Genomic DNA, 14,541 nt, shown 5'->3' with positions numbered 1-14,541 from the left:
GCCGGGGGCGTCGGCGGGCGAAGGGTGTGCGGCGGTGCCTGGACGAAGGCACGGACACGTACCCCTCACCGTGCGGAGGTGTGACACGAGCTGAGGAGTGATCATGGCGGGCTTCGGCTGGAAGCTGCACGGCGACGGGAAGCATCTGCGGCCGGGGGAGGTCGTCAAGCCCGGTGAGCGGCTGACCTGGGGCCGTACGGTCGGGCTCGGGGCCCAGCACGTGGTCTCCATGATCGGCGCGTGCTTCGTCGCGCCGGTGCTGATGGGCCTGGACGCCAACCTCGCCGTGATGGCGTCCGGTGTCGCCACGATCATGTTCCTGCTCATCACCCGGGGCCGTATCCCCAGCTACCTCGGGAGCAGCCTGTCGTTCGTCGGCGTCGCCGCCGTCATCGCGGGCCAGGGCGGCGACGCGTCCACCCTCACCGGTGCGCTGCTGGTCGTCGGAGCCGTGCTCTTCCTCTGCGGGGCGGTGGTGCGCGCACTCGGCGCGCGGGTCATCCACATGGTGCTGCCGCCCGTGGTCACCGGCGCGGTCGTCATGCTCATCGGTTTCAACCTCGCCCCGGTGACGGCCGGTACCTACTGGCCGCAGGACCAGTGGGCCGCGCTGGCCACGATGGTCTTCACCGGGTTCGCGCTGGTCGTGCTGCGCGGCTTCTGGTCGCGCATCGCGATCTTCCTCGGCCTCGCCTTCGGATACGTCCTCTCCTGGGTGCTGGACCGGATCTTCGGCCGCATCCACTCCCCGGCGGGCGGCACCGAGTCCGTGGACCACTGGCGCCTGGACCTGTCCGGGGTCGGCCACGCGAGCTGGATCGGTCTGCCCGACTTCCACGCCCCGAGCTTCTCCGGTTCGGCGATCCTGGTCGCCCTGCCCGTGGTCATCGCCCTCATCGCGGAGAACGCCGGACACGTCAAGGCCGTCGGCGAGATGACCGGCGACCCGCTGGACGACCAGCTCGGCACGGCGATCATGGCGGACGGCGCGGCCACCATGGTCGCGACCTCCGTGGGCGGTCCCGCCACCACCACGTACGCGGAGAACATCGGGGTGATGGCCGCCACCCGCGTCTACTCCACCGCCGCCTACTGGTGCGCGGCCGGGTTCGCGGTCCTCTTCGGGCTCTGCCCCAAGTTCGGCGCCTTCGTCGCGGCGATCCCCGGCGGGGTCCTCGGCGGCATCACCGTCATCCTCTACGGCATGATCGGCCTGCTGGGCGCCCAGATCTGGGTCCGGGCCGGCGTCGATCTCGCCAACCCGCTCCACCTCGTGCCGGTGGCGGCCGGACTGATCGTCGGGATCGGCAACGTCAGCCTGACCTTCACCGACAACTTCGAGCTGAGCGGCATCGCGCTGGGCACCATCATCGTGGTCCTCGGCTACCACGCCCTGCGGGCCCTGGCGCCCGCCCACATGACCGGCGAACCGCCCCTGCGGGAGCCGGAGAACCCGGGGTACGACCGGGGGTGAGCCCCGGGCCGGGGCACCTCGTCGATGTTCCCCGGACGCCTGCGGGGAGGCCCGCGCCGCGCCATGATGGTGCCCACCACGACACGACGGCGGACGGTGGAGTCATGACGGGACGGGGCGGATCACCGGCGGCCCGGCGTTCAGCGCCCGCGGTCCCCATGGACCGGGCGCAGATCCTCGCCCGCCGCTTCGCGGCCCACGGGCTGGACCGCTCCTCCGGCACGCCGGACCTCGGCGAACTGGGTGTGCTCGGGGTACAGGACACCCCCGCCGGCTCGGCGCGGATCGCACTCGCCGCGCGCGGGGTCCCGCCCGAGGGGCTGGAGCGGGTCTGGACGTTCCGGGGCGCCCCGCACCTGCACCGGGCGGACGCGCTGCCCGCGCTGGCCCGGGCGCTCTGGCCGCTGGACGACGCCGACGCGCAGGCCCGCATCCGTACGACGGTCATCAAGGAAGGCGCGAAGCTCGGGCTCCGCGCCTTCCGGACCACCGCCGAGGCCCTGCGGACCGTGGTGACCGGGCCGAAGCCCAAAGGGGAGGTCAGCACCGAGGTGAGCGCCCTGGTGGACCGCTCGCTCACCTTCGACTGCGCCACCTGCGGGGCCCGGCACATCTCCGGTCTCCTCTTCCAGCAGGCAGGCATCTTCGGAGCGGTGCGCGTCACCTCCGAGGGCGGTACGACGCTCTCGCCGCTGGAGCCCGGATTCGCGCTCCCGGAGGCCGCGCACGGTACCGGTGCCCTGGTCCGCGCCTATCTGCACCTGCACGGTCCGGCCGGCCCCTCCGAGGTCGCGAAGTACCTCGGCGTGCGCACCCCGGTCGTCCGGGCCGTCTGGCCCGAAGGTCTGGTGGAGGTCGAGGTGACCGGCGCGGGAGCCGGGGTGCGCACCGCCTGGCTGGCCGGCCCGGACCTCGGGACGGACGCGCCGGACGCCGGAGGCACGGTACGGCTGCTGCCGCCCGGCGACCCGTTCCTCCAGGGCCGCGACCGGGAACTCCTCGTCCCCGACGAGGCCCGCCGCAAGGAAATCTGGCGGGCGATCGGCGGGGCGGGCGTGCTGCTGGTCGGTGCCGAGCCGGCCGGGACCTGGCGGGCCAAGGCGGCCGGCCGGGCGGTCGGGATCACCGTCACCCCGTTCGCCCCGCTCACCGCCCCGGTGCGCCGGGCCCTGGAGGAGGAGGCCGCGCTGGTGGCCGCCGCGCGGGGCGCCGACGAGGCCCGGCTGCACTTGGCCTGACGGTCTTGAACCCCTCGGCGCAGGGGCCTCAGCCCTCGGACGGGCTCTTCGCCACCACACCGCCCGGCGCGGTCACCGAGTCGGCGACCTTGCGGTCGGCGCCCCGCAGCACCCCGGCCCCGAGCACCAGGCCGAAGGCGAGCACCGTGACCAGGCCGAACGACACGACCAGCGAGGTCGCCTCGGCGAGCGAACCGATCGCGGACGGGGCGACCAGCCCCGAGGTGTACGTGATGGTGGCGACGCCGGCGATGGCCTGGCTCGGGTTCGGGCCGCTGCGCCCGGCCGCGGCGAAGGCCAGCGGGACGACGACCGCGACCCCGAGGCCGATCAGGCCGAAGCCGCACAGCACCCCCGGAGCGCCGGGGGAGAAGACCACCAGGGCGCCGCCCAGCGTCGCGAGCGCTCCGCCCGCCCGTACCGCCCTGACCGCTCCGAAGCGGTCCACGATTCTGTCGCCGGCGAGCCGCGCGACCGTCATCGTCAGCGCGAACGCCGTGGTGGAGGCCGCGGCGAGACCCGCGGAGGTGTCGACGACGTCCCGCAGGTAGACGGCCGACCAGTCCATGCTGGCCCCCTCGGCGAAGACGGCGCAGAAGCCGATGGCGCCGATCACCAGTGCCGACTTCGGCGGGAGGGTGAAGCGCGGCGGGGGCTCCTCGTCCGCCTCGCTGCGCAGGTCCAGCACGCCCTGGCAGGCGATGAGGCCGAGCACGGTCAGGGTCAGCGCGGCCAGCAGGTGGTGGAGGCGGGCGTCGGCGCCGACGTGGGCCGCCACCGTGCCCGCCGCCGAGCCGATCAGCGCACCGGCACTCCACATGCCGTGCAGGCTGGACATGATCGACCGGTCGAGACGGTTCTCCACCTCCACGCCGAGCGCGTTCATCGCCACGTCGGACATGCCGGCGGAGGCACCGTAGACGAAGAGGCCCGCGCAGAGCGTCAGCAGGTTGGGGGCGAGCGAGGGCAGGATCAGCGCCAGGGTCCACAGGGCGAGCAGCCCGCGCAGCGCGTTCCGGGCGCCGAAGCGGTGGCTGATCCGGCCGGCCAGCGGCATGGAGAGCGAAGCGCCGATCGCCGGGAAGGCCAGGGCGAGGCCGAGCTGTCCGGCGCTGACCCCGGCGTGGTCCTGGATCCAGGGGACCCGGGTGGCGAAGCTGCCGGTGACGGCGCCGTGCACGGTGAACACCGCGGCGATCGCGTATCTGGCCCGTTTCACCTGCGCGGTGCCGAAGGCGGTGGTGGTCGAGTGCGATGACATTGCGAGGTTCCCTCCCCATTGGCGCCCGCTGCGCGGCCGGTGCTCCTGTCCCAGGATCGAGGCGTAAACTATCAGGAACCTTGCCTGATAAAAAGCCCGCGTCGGAACGCACGACGGTGATCTGGAAGGATTCCGCCATGCCCGCTTCACCGAGCACCGCCCGGGCCATCAACGACCGGCTCGCCCTGCGTCTCCTCCAGCAGGACGGCCCCTTGACGGCCGCCCAGCTCAAAGCGTCGACCGGGCTCTCCCGGCCGACCGTCGCCGACCTGGTCGAACGGCTCCAGGAAGCCGGTCTCATCGAGGTCGTCGGCGAAGCCGGCGCCGAACGCCGTGGCCCGAACGCCCGGTTGTACGGCATCGTCGCGGACCGCGCCCACCTCGCGGCGCTCGACGTCCGCACCGGCAGCGTGTCCGTGATCGTCGCCGACCTCCTCGGCAGGACCCTCGCCGAGGCCAGCGTGCCCATCGGCAGCGACACCGGTACCGGGCCCGCCGTCGAGCGGGCGGTCGCCCTGCTGGAACGCACCGCCCGCGAGGCGGGCGACGCTCCCCTGCACAGCGTCGGCGTCGGAGCCCCCGGGCTGATCGACCCCGCCACCGGCGAACTCCGCGTCACCATCGGGCTGCCCGCCTGGCACCGGGAGCTGGTGAGCTCGCTGCAGCAACGGCTGCCCGCCCGGGTCCTCGTGGAGAACGAGACCAACCTCGCCGCCGTCGCCGAACACCGCGTCGGAGCCGCCCGCGACCGGCCGACCTTCGCCCTCTTCTGGCTCGGCCACGCCGTCGGCGCCGCTTTGATGCTGGAGGGCACCCTGCGCCGGGGCGCCTCCGGCGGCGCCGGGGAGATCGGCTTCATGCCCGTCCCCGGCGCGGTCGGTGCCCTCTCGGCCGCCACCTGCGAAGGCGGCTTCCACTCGCTCGTCGGCTCCGAGGCCATCTGCGCGCTCGCCGCCGGCCACGGCATGGAGTCCCCGCGGACCGGAGCCGACGAGAACGAGGACGGCGGGCGGCCCCGGTGCGCGGTCTCCGGCCCCGAGCAGGGCTACGCGGCCGCCGCGTACGTCCGGGAGGCGCTCGCCGGAGCGGCCGGCGGCGAGGCGTTCCTCGGCACCCTCGCCCACCGGATCGCCCTCGGCGCCGCCTCCGTCGTCTCGGTCCTGGACCCCGGCTGCCTGGTGCTCGCCGGAGAGGTCGGCCACGCCGGGGGAGCCGGACTCGCGTCCCTGGTCGAGGAGCGGCTGGCCCTCATGTCACCGCTGCGCACCGAGGTCAGGGCGGGCGAACTGGGCGGCAACGCGATCCTGCGCGGCGCGCTCTTCACCGCGCGCGAGGCCGCGCAGGACGCGCTCTTCGCCCCGGCGGCCCACTGACCCGGGCCGGCGGACCCGCCCGGCGTGCACCGCGCGGAACGGCGTCCCGTCACGGAACGTGCGCTGTGATCCACCGCACAGCGACCCCCCTGCTGGCCGGTGGCAACTCGTGGCAGACTGTTGGGGTACCAGCAGCAGCGCACTCCGGGGTCGGTGTAATTCCGAACCGGCGGTTATAGTCCGCGACCCGTCCGCATCCAGCGGCCGGTTGACCAGGTGAGATTCCTGGACCGACGGTGAAAGTCCGGATGGGAGGCAGTGCGCGGCGGGCCGTCATGGGGTACGCCGCCGTGGGCGGACGCGTGTTCCGGAGAACTCCGGGCAACGCGTCCGGATTTCGCGGTTCGAGCGCCCACCCTGTTGCGTACCGCTTCATCTGTCGTCATCGACAGGCCCCGGAGTCCGTGCCCGAAGAGGCAGGAGGACCCGGTGGCAACCGCAGCCGACATCACCGCCATGCGCCGAGCGATCGAACTCGCCGCCCGCGGCCTCGGCTCCACCAGCCCCAACCCGGTCGTCGGATGCGTGATCACCGACGCCGCCGGAGCACCGGCCGGTGAAGGCTTCCACCAGCGCGCCGGCGGCCCGCACGCCGAGATCCACGCCCTGCGCGAAGCGGGGAGCCGGGCCCGCGGCGGCACCGCGTACGTCACCCTCGAACCCTGCAACCACACCGGACGAACCGGACCCTGCGCGCAGGCGCTCATCGAGGCCGGTGTCGCCCGCGTCGTCCACGCCGTCGGCGACCCGAACCCGCAGGCCACCGGCGGCGCGGACACTCTGCGCGCCGCCGGGATCCGGGTGGAGAGCGGGCTCCTCGCCGCCGCGGCCGAGGAGGGCAACACCGCCTGGCTCACCTCGGTGCGCCGCGGACGCCCGTACGTCCTCTGGAAGTACGCCGCCACCCTCGACGGCCGGATCGCCGCCGCCGACGGCACCAGCCGCTGGATCACCTCGCCCGAGTCCCGAGCCGACGTGCACCGGCTGCGCGCCGAGGCCGACGCCGTGATCGTCGGCTCCGGCACCGCCCGCACCGACGACCCGCAGCTCGGCGCGCGGGGCGTCGAAGGCGCCACCCAGCCGCTGCGCGTCGTCGTGGACACCACCGCCACCGCCGTACGCCCCGGGGCCCGGGTCCTCGACGACACCGCGCCGACCCTGGTCGCGGTCGCCGAGGACGCCGACGCCCGCCACCTGCCCGGGGAGAGCGTGCTCCGGCTGCCGCGCTCCGCGAGTGGCACCGGCCTCGACGTCACCGCCCTCCTCGCGGCCCTCCACGAGCGGTCCGTCCGCTCCGTACTCCTCGAAGGCGGACCCACCCTGGCGGGCGCCTTCGTCGCCGCCGGGGCCGTCGACCGGGTCGTCGGCTACCTCGCGCCGGTCCTCCTCGGCTCCGGCCCCGCCGCCCTCGGCGACGCCGGAATCTCCACCATCGCCCGGGCGTTGCGGCTCGATGTGACCGAGACCGCAACGATCGGCCCCGATCTCCGCATCACCGCCACCGTCGCCGCGGACCCCACCGCTCGGAAGGAAAACTAGTGTTCACCGGAATTGTCGAAGAACTGGGTGAGGTCACCGCCGTCGAGGTGCTCGACGACGCCTCCCGCTTCCGGCTGCGCGGCCCCGTCGTCACCGAGGGCGCCAAGCACGGCGATTCGATCGCCGTCAACGGTGTCTGCCTGACGGTCGTGGAGACGGGCGAGCACGAGTTCACCGCCGACGTCATGGCCGAGACGCTGAAGCGCTCCAGCCTCGGCGCCCTCACCGCCGGCTCCCGCGTCAACCTGGAGCGCCCGATGGCGCTCGGCGGCCGGCTCGGCGGCCACATCGTGCAGGGGCACGTGGACGGCACCGGTCACATCGTCTCCCGTACCCCGTCGGAGAACTGGGAGATCGTCAAGGTCTCGCTGCCGGCCGGACTGACCCGGTACGTGGTCGAGAAGGGCTCGATCACCGTCGACGGCGTGAGCCTCACCGTCGTCGACGCCGGCCCCGACCACTTCACCATCAGCCTCATCCCCACCACCCTCGCGCTGACCACGCTCGGCCTCAAGCAGCCCGGCGACCCGGTCAACCTGGAGGTGGACGTCATCGCGAAGTACGTCGAGCGCCTGCTCGGCGACCGTACGGGCGACCAGATCGACACCTACCTCCGCAACCCGAGCGACACCGACGAGGAGACCGCGAAGTGAACGTCGCCGACTGGCTCAACTCCGAGGCGTTCACCGTCCTCGACCAGCACATCAAGTGGTCGGACATGATCGGCAACACGATCGGTCTGATCGCGCTCGCCCTCGGCTGGAAGCGGTCCGTGCTGACCTGGCCCGCCCAGCTCCTGTCCGGCGCGATCCTGCTCTTCGCGTTCGCCTCCGCCCACCTGTCCGGCAGCGCCGGCAAGCAACTCGTCGTCATCGTCGTCTCGCTGCTCGGCTGGTACTCCTGGACGCGCGGCAAGCAGCGGGCGCAGGACGGCTCCATAGCCGTACGGTTCGCCACCTGGCGCGAACGCGGCGTGCTGCTCGCCGGCGCGGTCGTCGGCACCCTCGCCGTCGGCGGCCTGTTCACCGCCTTCCCCGAACTGTCCTGGGACCCGTGGCCCGACGCGTACGTCTTCGTCGGCACCATCGTCGCGATGTACGCGCAGGCGCGCGGCATGGTCGAGTTCTGGTTCGCCTGGCTGCTCGTCGACTTGGTCGGCGTCCCGCTGAACTTCGCCAACGGATTCGCCTTCTCCGGATTCGTCTACGTCATCTACGGCGCCCTGGTCCTGTGGGGCATGCGCGACTGGTGGCTGCGTACCCGCACCCCCGGTCTGGAAGGAGCCACGGCATGACGACCCGGCCCGCCACCCCGACGCACCACGACCGTGAACTCGCTCTCGACCCCGTCGAGCAGGCGATCCGCGACATCGCCGCCGGCCGCCCCGTGGTGGTCGTCGACGACGAGGACCGCGAGAACGAGGGCGACCTCGTCATCGCCGCCGAGAAGGCCACGCCCGAAGTCATCGCGTTCATGATGAGCGAGTGCCGCGGCCTGATCTGCGCCCCCATGGAGGCCGGTGAACTCGACCGGCTCGAACTCCCGCAGATGGTCGAGCACAACACCGAGTCGATGAAGACCGCCTTCACCGTCTCGGTGGACGCCTCCGCCGCGTACGGAGTCACCACCGGCATCTCCGCCGCCGACCGTGCCACCACCCTGCGGATGCTCGCGGGCGGTACGGCCGGCCCCGGCGACTTCGTCCGGCCCGGTCACGTCTTCCCGCTGCGCGCCCGCGCCGGCGGCGTACTCGTCCGCAACGGCCACACCGAGGCCGCCGTCGACCTCGCCCGGCTCGCCGGACTGCGCCCGGTCGGCGCGATCGTCGAGATCGCCGGCGAGGACGGCGTCATGCTGCGGCTGCCCGAACTCGTCCCCTTCGCCCGCAAGCACGGCCTCTCGATCATCTCCATCGAGGACCTGATCGCCTACCGCCGCAGCGCCGAACCCACCGTCCGGCGCGAGGCCGAGGTACGGCTGCCGACCGCCTTCGGCGACTTCACCGCCTACGGCTACCGCTCCGTCACCGACGGCGTCGAACACGTCGCCCTGGTGCACGGGGACGTCGGCGACGGCGAGGACGTCCTCGTCCGCATCCACTCCGAATGCCTGACCGGCGACATCTTCCAGTCCCAGCGCTGCGACTGCGGCCCCCAGCTGCAGGCCTCCATGGAACGGATCACCGGCGAGGGCCGGGGCGTCGTCGTCTACCTCCGCGGCCACGAGGGCCGGGGCATCGGCCTGCTCCAGAAGCTGCGCGCGTACGAACTCCAGGAACGCGGCTCCGACACCCTCGACGCCAACCTGGAACTCGGCCTGCCCGCCGACGCCCGCGACTACGCGGCCGGCGCGCGGATACTGCGGGACCTCGGCGTGCACAGCCTGCGGCTGATGACCAACAACCCCGACAAGACCGCCGCCGTCGTCCGGCACGGCCTCGTCGTCAACGGCCGCGAGCCCATGCCCGTACAGGCCGGCGAGCACAACCTGCGCTACCTGCGCACCAAGCGGGACCGGATGGGACACGACCTGCCGTGGCTCGACGGCGTACCCGCCTCCACCTGCGGCAACCAGTAGTCCCGCAGACAGACCCACAGAACCGAAAGAACGGTAGGAGAAGAACATGAGCGGCAAGGGCGCACCCGAACTGTCCGTGAGCAACTGCGAGGACCTCCGTGTGGCGGTCGTCGCCGCCCAGTGGCACGACAAGGTCATGGACGGACTCGTCGACGGAGCCCTGCGCGCGCTCGGTGAACTCGGCATCCAGGAACCGACCCTGCTCCGCGTCCCGGGCAGCTTCGAGCTCCCGGTCGTCGCCAAGGTCCTCGCCGGACGCGGCTACGACGCGGTCGTCGCCCTCGGCGTGATCATCCGCGGCGGCACCCCGCACTTCGAGTACGTCTCCCAGGGCGTCACCGCCGGACTCACCCAGGTCACCGTCGACACCGGCGTCCCCGTCGGATTCGGCGTCCTCACCTGCGACACCGAGGAGCAGGCGCTCGACCGGGCCGGCCTGGAAGGATCCTCGGAGGACAAGGGGCACGAAGCGGTCACCGCCGCCGTCGCCACCGCCACCACGCTGCGCACCATCAGCGAACCCTGGCGCTGAGGGCGGGCGGCGACCCCGTATTCTAAGGACCATCATGGCCAACAAAACCTTCGAAGAACTCTTCGCCGAGCTGACGCTCAAGGCCGCGGACGGCGACCCCTCCACCTCGCGCACCGCCGAACTGGTGGGCAAGGGGGTCCATGCCATCGGCAAGAAGGTCGTCGAGGAGGCCGCCGAGGTCTGGATGGCCGCCGAGTACGAGGGCAAGGAAGCAGCGGCCGAGGAGATCTCGCAGCTGCTGTACCACGTCCAGGTGATGATGGTCGCCCGCGGGATCTCCCTCGACGACGTCTACGCCCACCTCTGAGCACCAGCTCCGCACCACCGCTGAAGACACGCACGTCCGCAGAACCGTCCGCACGCTCCTCCGCACAAAGGAAACCCGAGCTCATGCTGCGCATCGCCGTCCCCAACAAGGGTTCACTCTCCGGGCCTGCGATGGCGATGCTCCATGAGGCCGGGTACCAGCAGCGCAAGGAGTCGAAGGAGCTCGTCCTCGTCGACCCCGTCAACGAGGTCGAGTTCTTCTACCTGCGGCCCCGGGACATCGCGATCTACGTGAGCTCCGGCCGTCTCGACATCGGCATCACCGGTCGCGACCTGCTGCTCGACTCCGGGGCCCACGCCGAGGAGATCCTCCAGCTCGGCTTCGCCCGTTCGACCTTCCGGTACGCCACCAAGCCCGGCACCGCCGCGGGCCCGCAGGACTTCGACGGCATGACGATCGCCACCTCCTACGAGGGCATCGTCGCCAAGCACCTCGCCGACAACGGCGTCAACGCCTCCGTCGTCCACCTCGACGGCGCGGTCGAGACCGCCATCGAGCTCGGCGTCGCCCAGGTCATCGCCGACGTGGTCGAGACCGGCACCAGCATGCGCAACGCCGGACTCGAGGTGATCGGCGAGCCGATCATGAAGTCCGAGGCCGTCGTCATCCGCCGTACCGGCGCCGGCACCGACGAGCCCAAGGTCCAGCAGTTCCTCCGCCGCCTCCAGGGTGTCCTGGTCGCCCGGACGTACGTGATGATGGACTACGACTGCCGCGTCGAGCACCTGGAGCGCGCGGTCGCCCTCACCCCGGGCCTGGAGTCGCCGACGGTCTCCCCGCTCCACCACGAGGGCTGGGTCGCCGTCCGCTCCATGGTCGCCTCCCGCGAGGCGCAGCGGATCATGGACGACCTGTACGAGCTGGGCGCCCGCGCCATCCTCACCACGGCGATCCACGCCTGCCGGCTCTGACGGGACCGCACCAGCCCCCTCCAGCAGAGGACCGAAGAACCTGATGTCCGCCCCCGCACCCCGGACCGAAGCGCCCGCTCTTCCCGTCACGTTCCGGCCGGGTCTCACCCGGCTGGTCCTGCTCACCATCGCGCTTGCCTTCTTCGTCGTCCTGACCGTCGTCGCGCTGACGCTGGAGAGCCTCGGTCCGGGGGACCGGGTGACCTTCATCGCCTTCGCGGTCCTCGTCGCGGGGGTGCTGGTGCTGCTCGCACGGCCCAAGATCGTCGCCGACGAGGAGGGCGTGACCGTCGTCAACCTCACCCGGACCCGGCGGCTCGCCTGGGAGCAGATCCTCCAGGTCAACCTGAGGGCCGGCGACCCCTGGCTCTTCCTCGGCCTCAGCGACGGCACCAGCCTGCCCGCACTCGGCATCCAGCCCGGCCTCTCCAAGGAGCGGGCCGTACGGGACGCCGGGGAGCTCCGCAGGCTCGTCGCGTCGCACGGCAGCGGCACCGAAGCCTGACCGGGCCCTCGGCCCGACGCCCGTTCAGGCCCGCGCGCACGGGCGGGCGAAGGGGCGCCCGGCCGATGGCCGTGAGCCCCTGCCCGGAGACACCGATTCTTGACTACTCTGGGGTCCGGCGGCGCCGAGTGGCGCCCCGCCCCGCCCAGACGGTCCGCGGACCGGCGGGGCTTTTCCTGCGACCCGAGGAGTGACTCCTTCCAGCAATGGACGGATCGTCCGGTAGTACCTGCGCCGCCCCTTCCCCGGAGGCGGCGGCATGACCACCCCCCTGCTGCTGCTCATCGCGGCATTCCTTCTCATCCTGGCCAACGGCTTCTTCGTGGCGGCCGAATTCGGCCTCGTCACCGTCGAGAAGCCCGAGGCCGAGCGCGCCGCCGAAGAAGGTGACCGGCGCGCACGCACCGTCGTCGACGCGCTGCGCGAACTCTCCTTCCAGCTCTCCGGCACCCAGCTGGGCATCACCATCACCTCGCTGGTCGTCGGCATGCTCGCCGAACCCGCGCTCGCCCAGCTCTTCACCGGACCGCTCACCGCCACCGGCCTGCCCTCCGGGGCCGTGCCCACCGTCAGCGTGGTGATCGGCATGCTGCTCGCCTCCGCCGTGCAGATGGTCATCGGCGAGCTGGTGCCCAAGAACTGGGCCGTCTCCAAGCCCCTCCAGGTCGCCCGGTTCGTCGCCGGACCCCAGCACCGCTTCGCCACCGCGCTCCGCCCGGTGATCACGGCGCTGAACACGCTCGCCAACCGGCTGGTCCGGCTGCTGGGCGTCGAGCCCACCGACGAACTCGCCTCCGCCCGCACCCCGGGCGAGCTGGTCTCGCTGGCCAGGCACTCCGCGGAGGCCGGCACCCTGGAACAGGACACCGCCGACCTCTTCGTACGGACCCTGTCGCTCGGCGGCCTCACCGCCCAGCACGTCATGACCCCCCGGGTCCGGGTCAGCGCACTCCAGTCGACCGCCACCGCGGCCGACGTCCTCAACCTGACCCGCGCCACCGGCCTCTCCCGCTTCCCGGTCTACCGGGAACGCATCGACGAGGTCGTCGGCATGGTCCACCTCAAGGACGCCCTCGCGGTCCCGGCCGCCGACCGGCTGCGCACCCCGGCCGGCCGGATCGCCGTCCCGCCGCTGCTGGTCCCCGAGTCCCTCCCCGTCGAACAACTGCTCCAGCGACTCCGCAACGAGCAGCCGATAGCCGTCGTCGTCGACGAGTACGGCGGCACCGCGGGTGTCGTCACGCTGGAGGACATCATCGAGGAGCTCGTCGGCGAGGTCCGCGACGAGCACGACGCCGAAGGCGCCGACCGGCCCGAGCTGGTCTCCGTCACCGGTGAGGACGGCCGTCCCGCCTGGGACGCGGACGGCAGCTGCCGCGTCCTCAGCCTCCGCCGGATAGGCCTCGACGTACCCGACGGACCGTACGAGACCGTGGCCGGACTCGTCGCCGACCTCCTCGGGCGCATCCCCGCCCCCGGTGACCGGACCGGACTGCCCGGCTGGCGGATCTCCGTCCGCCAGGTGGGCCACTACCGGGCCGAGCAGGTCCGCTTCGTCCGCACCGCGGACGTGTCCGGGCAGCCGGGCCCCACCGACCGGCCGGAAGACACCCCGGAGGGCGACCGCCTCGCGGCCCCGGCCCGGACCTTGCAGGAGGCCACCCGATGAGCCTGGTCCAACTGTTCTTCGCGGGACTCCTCGTCCTCGCGAACGGCTTCTTCGTCGGAGCCGAGTTCGCACTCGTCTCGGTCCGCCGCAGCCAGGTCGAACCGCTCGCCGCGAGCGGATCGGCCCGCGCCCACAAGGTGCTGTACGGCCTGGAGAACCTCCCGCAGATGATGGCCGCCGCACAGTTCGGCATCACCGTCTGCTCGCTCACCCTGGGCGCCGTCGCCGAACCGACCGTCGCCCACCTGCTGGAACCCGTCTTCCACGCGGCACACCTGCCCGACGGGCTCGTCCACCCGCTCGGCTACGTCCTCGCCCTCGTCTTCGTCGTCGTCCTCCACCTCGTCATCGGCGAGATGGTCCCGAAGAACCTGGCGATGGCCGCCCCGGAGAAGACCGCCCTCTGGCTCAGCCCCGCCCTGGTGGGCTTCGCCCGGCTCTGCCGCCCGGTCACCGCGGCGCTCGGCGCCTGCGCCAAGCTCGTGCTGAAGCTCTTCCGGGTCGAGCCCAAGGACGAGGTCGAAGCCGTCTTCACCAGCGAGCAGCTGAACCGCCTGGTAGAGGACTCCGGCCAGGCCGGGCTCCTGGAACCCGAGGCGCAGGAACGCCTGGAGGACGCCCTGGAGCTGGGCAGCAGGCCCGTCACGGACGTGCTCCTGGAGAACGGTTCGCTGGTGACGGTCGATCCGTCCGTCACCCCGCGCCGGGTCGAGGAGCTCACCGTACGGACCGGGTTCTCGCGCTTCCCGGTCCGCGCCGAGCGCGGCGGCCCGTTCATGGGCTACCTGCACGTCAAGGACGTCCTCGATCTGGAGGACGGCGAGCGTGCCGTGCCTCAGCACGTCTGGCGCCCGATGGCGACCGTACGGGCCGAACTCCCGCTGGACGACGCCCTGACCGTGATGCGCCGGGCCGCGACCCACCTCGCGCAGGTCGCCGACGCCCAGGGGAAGGTCCTCGGACTCGTCGCCCTGGAGGACGTACTGGAAACGCTGGTGGGCGAGGTCCGCGACCCCTCCCACCGCGTCTCGGTGCCGCGCCGCACGGTCGACGTGACCGCGGAGCACCCCGCGTACGAGCCGAAGGCCATGGCAGACATCGGCTGAGGGAGGATCCTCCGTCACGAGTGCGGGC

At 72.5% G+C, this 14,541-nt stretch carries 14 protein-coding genes and 1 riboswitch; of the genes, 13 read left to right on the top strand and 1 reads right to left on the bottom strand.

Annotated elements, in window-relative coordinates; translation table 11 throughout:
• Positions 1-103: 103 nt before the first annotated feature.
• Together OHA55_RS02285 and OHA55_RS02280 are read left to right on the top strand one after the other, a co-directional pair.
• A complete protein-coding gene (locus OHA55_RS02285) occupies positions 104-1,474 on the top strand; it encodes a uracil-xanthine permease family protein (RefSeq protein WP_266702264.1) in 1,371 nt (456 codons plus the stop codon).
• Between the two features lie 104 nt (positions 1,475-1,578).
• Positions 1,579-2,712 (top strand): crosslink repair DNA glycosylase YcaQ family protein, encoded by a 1,134-nt coding sequence (locus OHA55_RS02280; RefSeq protein WP_266702262.1) that lies wholly within the window; start codon positions 1,579-1,581, stop codon positions 2,710-2,712.
• A 28-nt stretch (positions 2,713-2,740) separates the two neighbouring features.
• Here OHA55_RS02280 and OHA55_RS02275 read toward each other — a convergent pair whose 3' ends face one another.
• Complete coding sequence (locus tag OHA55_RS02275) at positions 2,741-3,973, bottom strand: MFS transporter (RefSeq protein WP_266702260.1); 1,233 nt, start codon at positions 3,971-3,973, stop codon at positions 2,741-2,743.
• Positions 3,974-4,110: 137 nt separating this feature from the next.
• Here OHA55_RS02275 and OHA55_RS02270 point away from each other — a divergent pair, with 137 nt between their 5' ends.
• From OHA55_RS02270 to OHA55_RS02220, 11 genes are all read left to right on the top strand, one after another.
• The gene (locus OHA55_RS02270; protein ID WP_266702258.1) at positions 4,111-5,346 is read left to right on the top strand and encodes an ROK family transcriptional regulator; all 1,236 of its coding nucleotides are present in this window, start codon (positions 4,111-4,113) and stop codon (positions 5,344-5,346) included.
• Positions 5,347-5,481: 135 nt separating this feature from the next.
• Positions 5,482-5,612: riboswitch (FMN riboswitch) on the top strand.
• A gap of 163 nt (positions 5,613-5,775) precedes the next feature.
• Positions 5,776-6,885: a bifunctional diaminohydroxyphosphoribosylaminopyrimidine deaminase/5-amino-6-(5-phosphoribosylamino)uracil reductase RibD gene (gene ribD / locus OHA55_RS02265; RefSeq protein WP_266702256.1), complete on the top strand. Its 1,110-nt coding sequence runs from the start codon at positions 5,776-5,778 to the stop codon at positions 6,883-6,885.
• Positions 6,885-7,538 (top strand): riboflavin synthase, encoded by a 654-nt coding sequence (locus OHA55_RS02260; protein WP_266702254.1) that lies wholly within the window; start codon positions 6,885-6,887, stop codon positions 7,536-7,538. The genes ribD and OHA55_RS02260 overlap by 1 nt, the downstream gene beginning before the upstream one ends.
• Positions 7,535-8,179: a nicotinamide riboside transporter PnuC gene (pnuC, locus tag OHA55_RS02255; RefSeq protein ID WP_266702252.1), complete on the top strand. Its 645-nt coding sequence runs from the start codon at positions 7,535-7,537 to the stop codon at positions 8,177-8,179. The genes OHA55_RS02260 and pnuC overlap by 4 nt, the downstream gene beginning before the upstream one ends.
• The gene (locus tag OHA55_RS02250) at positions 8,176-9,462 is read left to right on the top strand and encodes a bifunctional 3,4-dihydroxy-2-butanone-4-phosphate synthase/GTP cyclohydrolase II (RefSeq protein WP_266702250.1); all 1,287 of its coding nucleotides are present in this window, start codon (positions 8,176-8,178) and stop codon (positions 9,460-9,462) included. Before pnuC ends, OHA55_RS02250 begins: the two co-directional genes overlap by 4 nt.
• Before the next feature lie 46 nt (positions 9,463-9,508).
• Positions 9,509-9,994: a 6,7-dimethyl-8-ribityllumazine synthase gene (gene ribH, locus OHA55_RS02245; protein ID WP_266702248.1), complete on the top strand. Its 486-nt coding sequence runs from the start codon at positions 9,509-9,511 to the stop codon at positions 9,992-9,994.
• A 34-nt stretch (positions 9,995-10,028) separates the two neighbouring features.
• Positions 10,029-10,301: a phosphoribosyl-ATP diphosphatase gene (locus OHA55_RS02240; RefSeq protein WP_266702246.1), complete on the top strand. Its 273-nt coding sequence runs from the start codon at positions 10,029-10,031 to the stop codon at positions 10,299-10,301.
• Between the two features lie 83 nt (positions 10,302-10,384).
• Positions 10,385-11,233: an ATP phosphoribosyltransferase gene (gene hisG / locus OHA55_RS02235; protein ID WP_266702244.1), complete on the top strand. Its 849-nt coding sequence runs from the start codon at positions 10,385-10,387 to the stop codon at positions 11,231-11,233.
• 43 nt (positions 11,234-11,276) lie between these two features.
• Positions 11,277-11,738, top strand: a complete 462-nt coding sequence (locus tag OHA55_RS02230; RefSeq protein ID WP_266702242.1) for a PH domain-containing protein — start codon at positions 11,277-11,279, stop codon at positions 11,736-11,738.
• 259 nt (positions 11,739-11,997) lie between these two features.
• A complete protein-coding gene (locus OHA55_RS02225) occupies positions 11,998-13,407 on the top strand; it encodes a hemolysin family protein (protein ID WP_266702240.1) in 1,410 nt (469 codons plus the stop codon).
• Entirely contained in the window at positions 13,404-14,513 is a 1,110-nt protein-coding gene (locus tag OHA55_RS02220; RefSeq protein WP_266702238.1) for a hemolysin family protein, read from the top strand. Before OHA55_RS02225 ends, OHA55_RS02220 begins: the two co-directional genes overlap by 4 nt.
• Positions 14,514-14,541: the final 28 nt, after the last annotated feature.

Origin of the sequence: Streptomyces sp. NBC_00102, assembly GCF_026343115.1 — a bacterium.
Classification (GTDB): Bacteria; Actinomycetota; Actinomycetes; order Streptomycetales; family Streptomycetaceae; genus Streptomyces.
The sequence above is the reverse complement of the archived record's forward strand: the minus strand, read 5'-3'. Positions and strand labels throughout refer to the sequence as shown.

Coding starts and splice junctions, on each gene's coding strand:
- OHA55_RS02285 (WP_266702264.1), top strand. CDS start 104: ATGGCGGGCTTCGGCTGGAAGCTGCACGGCGACGGGAAGCATCTGCGG.
- OHA55_RS02280 (WP_266702262.1), top strand. CDS start 1,579: ATGACGGGACGGGGCGGATCACCGGCGGCCCGGCGTTCAGCGCCCGCG.
- OHA55_RS02275 (WP_266702260.1), bottom strand. CDS start 3,973: ATGTCATCGCACTCGACCACCACCGCCTTCGGCACCGCGCAGGTGAAA.
- OHA55_RS02270 (WP_266702258.1), top strand. CDS start 4,111: ATGCCCGCTTCACCGAGCACCGCCCGGGCCATCAACGACCGGCTCGCC.
- OHA55_RS02250 (WP_266702250.1), top strand. CDS start 8,176: ATGACGACCCGGCCCGCCACCCCGACGCACCACGACCGTGAACTCGCT.
- ribH (WP_266702248.1), top strand. CDS start 9,509: ATGAGCGGCAAGGGCGCACCCGAACTGTCCGTGAGCAACTGCGAGGAC.
- OHA55_RS02240 (WP_266702246.1), top strand. CDS start 10,029: ATGGCCAACAAAACCTTCGAAGAACTCTTCGCCGAGCTGACGCTCAAG.
- hisG (WP_266702244.1), top strand. CDS start 10,385: ATGCTGCGCATCGCCGTCCCCAACAAGGGTTCACTCTCCGGGCCTGCG.
- OHA55_RS02230 (WP_266702242.1), top strand. CDS start 11,277: ATGTCCGCCCCCGCACCCCGGACCGAAGCGCCCGCTCTTCCCGTCACG.
- OHA55_RS02225 (WP_266702240.1), top strand. CDS start 11,998: ATGACCACCCCCCTGCTGCTGCTCATCGCGGCATTCCTTCTCATCCTG.
- OHA55_RS02220 (WP_266702238.1), top strand. CDS start 13,404: ATGAGCCTGGTCCAACTGTTCTTCGCGGGACTCCTCGTCCTCGCGAAC.